The 5,059-nt window shown below is 68.6% G+C and carries 4 protein-coding genes; all 4 read right to left on the reverse strand.

Features of this window, described 5'->3' with window-relative positions; genetic code table 11:
- Window positions 1-834, reverse strand: an 834-nt coding sequence (locus ACHFFZ_RS05440; protein WP_394275645.1) for a S66 peptidase family protein, incomplete at its 3' end; no start/stop codon positions are given.
- Window positions 835-896: 62 nt separating this feature from the next.
- Window positions 897-3,233: a PEP/pyruvate-binding domain-containing protein gene (locus tag ACHFFZ_RS05445; protein WP_394275646.1), complete on the reverse strand. Its 2,337-nt coding sequence runs from the start codon at window positions 3,231-3,233 to the stop codon at window positions 897-899.
- Window positions 3,230-4,387, reverse strand: a complete 1,158-nt coding sequence (locus tag ACHFFZ_RS05450; protein ID WP_394275647.1) for an MFS transporter — start codon at window positions 4,385-4,387, stop codon at window positions 3,230-3,232. Before ACHFFZ_RS05450 ends, ACHFFZ_RS05445 begins: the two co-directional genes overlap by 4 nt.
- On the reverse strand, window positions 4,387-4,968 hold the full coding sequence (locus tag ACHFFZ_RS05455) for a TetR/AcrR family transcriptional regulator (RefSeq protein ID WP_232550213.1): 582 nt from the start codon (window positions 4,966-4,968) through the stop codon (window positions 4,387-4,389). Before ACHFFZ_RS05455 ends, ACHFFZ_RS05450 begins: the two co-directional genes overlap by 1 nt.
- Between the last annotated feature and the right edge of the window lie 91 nt (window positions 4,969-5,059).

Here is a 5,059-nt window from a genome sequence, read left to right on the forward strand (position 1 = left end):
CAGGTCGTCGCGGCCCATCTCGCTGGCCTGCTGGAATCGTCCAATGACCAGGCCTCGTACCGTGTCCGCTCCGGGCTGCTGCATGAGTGAATTGAGATCGCGGCGAAAGGCGTAGGGATTGCTGATCTCGTCGTCCTCGAGCATGAGGACGGCATCAGTGAGAGTGGGCATCCAGCGGGTCCCCTGCAGGAGGTTCAGGGTGCACAGGTTCGCGCCGACGACGCGTCCCTCGGCATCGCCGGGCTGCAGGGGCCACCAGCCCCCGGTCGGAATCTTGGTCCGGTGATCCTGGTCGAGGAACCACAGGTCGTCGGTGAACCAGTCGCTACCGATCACGTGCACCGGAGCCTCCGACATGAGGGCCTGCTGGAACCACGCGGCGGTCTGCTCGCCCAGGTCGCGCATCCCGAAGGTGGACCAGTGCGGACCGTAGTAGGTGACCACGCCAGTCGCGGTGGTGATCGCGTTCTGCAGCGCGGTGATGTCGGAGAAGCCGCACAGGATCTTCGGGTTCGCCGCGATGAGGTCGAAGTCGAGGTGCGGGAGCAGCTCGTTGCTGTTGGCACCACCGATGACGGTGAGGATGGCATCCACGCTCGGGTCGGCGAACGCGGCGTGCAGGTCGGCCACTCGCGAGGCGATCGAGGACGTGTCGTAGCGGTCGCGTTCGTCCACGTGTTCGCCGTAGGACACGGACAGGCCCAGCGCGGCGAGGTGTTCCTCGGCGATGCGAGCGTTGTCGTTGCCGTCAGTGACCATGGCGCGCGAGCGCGCAGGTGCCACAACCCGCACGTGCGAGCCGATGTGGAGCTTCGGAGGGAACACGGGATTCATGCACGAACAGTACCGACAGAGCGAAATCACACATCTGCCGCGAGCCTCGCATGCTGCAGATGTCAGATGGTGATGGTGCCGGTGGTGCCGTTGATCGTGATGATTTGGCCGTTGGTCAGGGTGGTTGTGGCTCCTGCGGCGCCCATGACTGCGGGGATGCCGTATTCGCGGGCGACGATGGCGGCGTGGGAGAGACGCCCTCCGGTGTCGGCGACGATGGCGGCGGCGAGGCCGAACAGGGGTGTCCAGGACGGATCGGTGTAGTGGCACACGAGGATGTCGCCGGGCTGGAGCTGGTCGAAGTCCTGAGGCCCGGTGATGACTCGTACTGGGCCGGTGGCCTGGCCCGGGCTGCCGGCGGCCCCGGCGAGTCTGGTGTCCGCGGGCAGGTCGGCCCGCGCCCACCAAGCTGCAGCCGCGCGCGGTCGGTCACCCTTACGCTGGCTGGCGGTCGCGCGTGTTTCCTGAGTCGATGCAGGTTCGGTGAGCGCCGTCGCGATCTCCGGCAGGGTGAGGTACTTGAGGTGCTCTGGCGTGTCGAGGGCTTGTCGATGGTGGAGCCGGGCGGCGATCTCGTTGGTGACTCGGCGTGCGATCACGTAGGCGTCCTCGATGAGGTAGACCGATGCCTCCCGGGCGACGTGCCCGTCCCGCCAGGCGCACAGGGTGCGGACGAATCCGCGGCGGGCCGGGCTGGGGAGCCTTCGGGTGATCTCGTCGACCAGATCCTGGTGGGAGGCGGTGTCGTTGGGTCGGTCTGGGGCGCGGCGTACGGCGGCGAGCGTTGCGTCGAGGCTGGTGTGGTCCTCGCGCCACGAGCGGTGGGAGAAGGGAAGGTACAGCTGGGTGGTGCGGGCGCCGTGCTGGTCGAGAAATTGCTGGTAGGCGTCGCGGTAGGCGGGGCTTTCGGGATCAAGGGCCGCGAGGCGGTGGAGGTCCTTGTCGATCGTCACGGTGGTGTACTCGAGGTCGCCGAGTAGGTCGTAGGCGTAGAGGTCCCGCCGCCTGGCCAGGGCCAGGTAGCGGCCCAGCCGCAGGGCGGTGAGTTGGGCGGGGCCGACGTAGTCGAGGAACCTCGCGCGGGCGATGTCGCTCACGAGCGCCAGCACCTGGTCGAGCAGCGTCAGCAGGTGCTGGTTGGGAACGGCGGTGAGGTCCGCGGGCAGGACGGCAGCCAGTTGCCTGCGATAGGTGGCTTCCACGGAGGGCCATCCAGCCGGGTCGGGGGCTTGGTAGCGGAGGAGCCGGGCCAGGCGCCAGCTGAGGTGGACGTCGGGGTACGCGGCAGTGAGCGTCCCGTCGGGTTCCATGGCGATGAGCTGGTCGATGGGGGTGGAGGTGATGCCGATGCTGCTCATCCCGGCCTGGAGTTGGCGGTGCATGGGGATGATCGCGGCGAGGTCGAGCGGGTAGGGGCCCGGGTAGTGCTCGACGAGGTCGGTGTGGAAGGTGCGGGACGCCTTCCCGATCCGGCGCCCGGACACGGTGGTCGTCGGGGGTTGCCGGGTCTCGGCAGGCGCAGATGCAGTGGTGGTGATGGGGCGCGCTTGGAGGAGCCACAAGGTGCTGCCCGTGTAGGCCCATTCCAGGTCCATGTCGATGCCGTAGTGGTTCTGCACGGCCTGCCCAAGGCGGGCGAGCTCGAGCACCTGGGTGTCGGTCAGGCAGAGCCGGGTTTGGTCGGCGGGTGCGACGTTGGTGGTGCGGGTGGTGGCACCGTGGCGGTCGATGCGGGTCTGCTTGGCGCCGAGGTGGCGTTCGAGGACCGTGGCGGTGGTGGCGCGGTACTCGTCGGGGGTGACGGCGCCGGAGACGATGCTCTCCCCGAGCCCCCAGGAGGCGTCGATGAGTGTCTCCTCGCTGCCTGTGATCGGGTCACGGGTGAACAGGACGCCAGCAGTGTCGGCGTCGACGAGTCGCTGGATGACGACGGCGAGGGCGACGTTGTGGTGGTCGAAGGCGTTGCGTTGGCGGTAGTCGACGGCGCGGGTGGTCCACAGCGAGCCCCAGCAGCGGCGCACGGCATCCAGGACGGCTTCAGCACCGACGACGCCGAGGAAGGTGTCCTGCTGCCCGGCGAAGGACGCGTCGGGCAGGTCCTCGGCTGTGGCGGAGGACCGTACGGCCACTGCCGTTCCCTCGCCCCACGTGGCCAGTCGGTTGGTGATCTCTTGGGCGACGTGGGCGGGGACGGGCTGGGCCTCCACCGCCGCTCGGACAGCGTCCGGACCCTGCGCGAGCAGCACGTCGAGGTCCAGGTCGGCGACTGCGTTGCGGTAGGTGTCGGCAGTGATGACGAATCCGTCGGGGACGGGGAATCCAGCGCGTTGCAGCTCGCCGAGGTTGGCGGCCTTGCCACCGCCGGTGGCCAGGGTCGCGTCGATGAACGGGATGGTCATGAGGTCCTCCAGGAGATGACGAGGCCACCGACGGCAGCCGCGGAGAGCGAGATGAGAAGGCCCGCGCTGGCGACGGGTGCAGATGTGTGGGCCGGCCACAACCCGAGGATGGGGAGGAACAGTGCCGCGCCGGCATGGCGGGCCAGTTGGACCAGGGATGAGGCGCCAGCAACCTGCCCGGCACTGGCGGCTGTCTGGGTTCGAGTGAGCACCACCGGCAGGGCCGCACCGCAGCCCAGCCCGACGCCGGCTGCGCCGAGCGTCAACGCCGTGACACCCCCGGGGGCCGCCACGGCGCAGGCGGCGAGCAGCAGGAGCCAGCATCCCGTCACGGCTCGACGGTGTGACGCGAGGGTTCCACCGAGCACGCTGCCCACCGCGGAAGCCAACAGCATCGGCAGCAACCGCCGGCCGATCGCCGATGCGTCCAGATGGTGCACCGCCTGCAACGCCCAGGGCAGGAACGTGACCACCGACACCATCACCCCGCCCAGAAGGAACGCCATGGCAAGGATCCCCGCCAGGGAGGACCCGCCCGACCGCAGCGCCATGTCACCGTGCCGCACCCGCCACCAGCCCGCCGGCTGGGCCGCGGTCGGCATCGACATCGACGCCAGAGCCCACCCAGCGACGACAAACGGGACCGTGGCGGCCATGCCCCAACGCCACCCGATGAACTCGGTGGCCCAGCCACCCCACAACGGACCGACCACATTCGCCAGCACCTGCGCCAAGCCCATCAGGCCAAAGGCGTGGCCCCGTGCACGATCATCGTCGAGCAGCCCCACCACGGCCAAGGCTGCAGGGACCAGCAACCCGGCCCCCACGCCCTGCACCAGACGGAAGACCAACAGCATGCCCATGCTGTGTGAGAGACACACCCCGACGGTGGCCAGGCCGAACACGCCCATCCCGGCCAGGTACATCGGGCGAGCTCCGACGCGATCGGTGACGACACCCGCCCACGGCAGGACCAGCGTCGAGGCGAGCAGGTAGATGCCCGACACCCATGCGTAGGCGTCGCGGTGCCCCAGCTCGCCGATGATCGTCGGGGTCGCGGTCGCCAGCAGTGTCTGCTGCAGCGTCGAGGCGCACATGCCCACCGTCGCCGCGCACAACGCCACCACCACACGCCGGGATGCCGAAACAGTCATCAGGACACCAGCGCCGCCAGCACCAGGTCCAGCTGGGCCGACAACCGCTGGGGTAGGGCAGGGCCCTCCATTTCCCACGTCCACTGCGCCACGGGCGCGAAGTACGCCGATGCGATCATCGTCACAGCAGCGTCGCGATCCACCGAACGGAACTCACCCGACGCGATCCCCTCGTCAACGACAGACCCCAGCAGGGAGAACAACGGCCCCCGCGACGACGCCACATCCCGCTGACCCAACGACGACATCCGGGCAATGCACATCTGCCGCGCCGACGCCTCGTGCTCCACGAACCAGTCACCCGCAGCGCCGAAGACCCGCTGCAGCCTCACCGCCGCACCAGCCCCCGGGGCGTCCGCAAGCGTCATGGCAGCCATGACCTGCTCGCCCAGAAAGGACAACACATCCTGCTTGGTCGCGAAGTATGTGAAGAACGTCCCCTTGCCGATATCTGCGGCTTCTGAGATCTGCGCCACCGACGTCTGCTCGAACCCCTGCGCCAAGAACAGATCCAGCGCAGCTTCAACGATCCGCTGCCGGGTCGCCTCCTTACGGCGCGTCACGCGCTCACTCGCACTCATGAACTTAGAGTAACAAGAAACATGACCGCGGTCATATTTGCCCCCGTTGGGTTCTCGAGTCATGGAGGTGTCATGTCCGGCCACAGAGATC

Source organism: Luteococcus sp., assembly GCF_043424415.1.
Classification (GTDB): domain Bacteria; phylum Actinomycetota; class Actinomycetes; order Propionibacteriales; family Propionibacteriaceae; genus Luteococcus.

Coding starts and splice junctions, on each gene's coding strand:
- ACHFFZ_RS05445 (WP_394275646.1), bottom strand. CDS start 3,233: ATGACCATCCCGTTCATCGACGCGACCCTGGCCACCGGCGGTGGCAAG.
- ACHFFZ_RS05450 (WP_394275647.1), bottom strand. CDS start 4,387: ATGACTGTTTCGGCATCCCGGCGTGTGGTGGTGGCGTTGTGCGCGGCG.
- ACHFFZ_RS05455 (WP_232550213.1), bottom strand. CDS start 4,968: ATGAGTGCGAGTGAGCGCGTGACGCGCCGTAAGGAGGCGACCCGGCAG.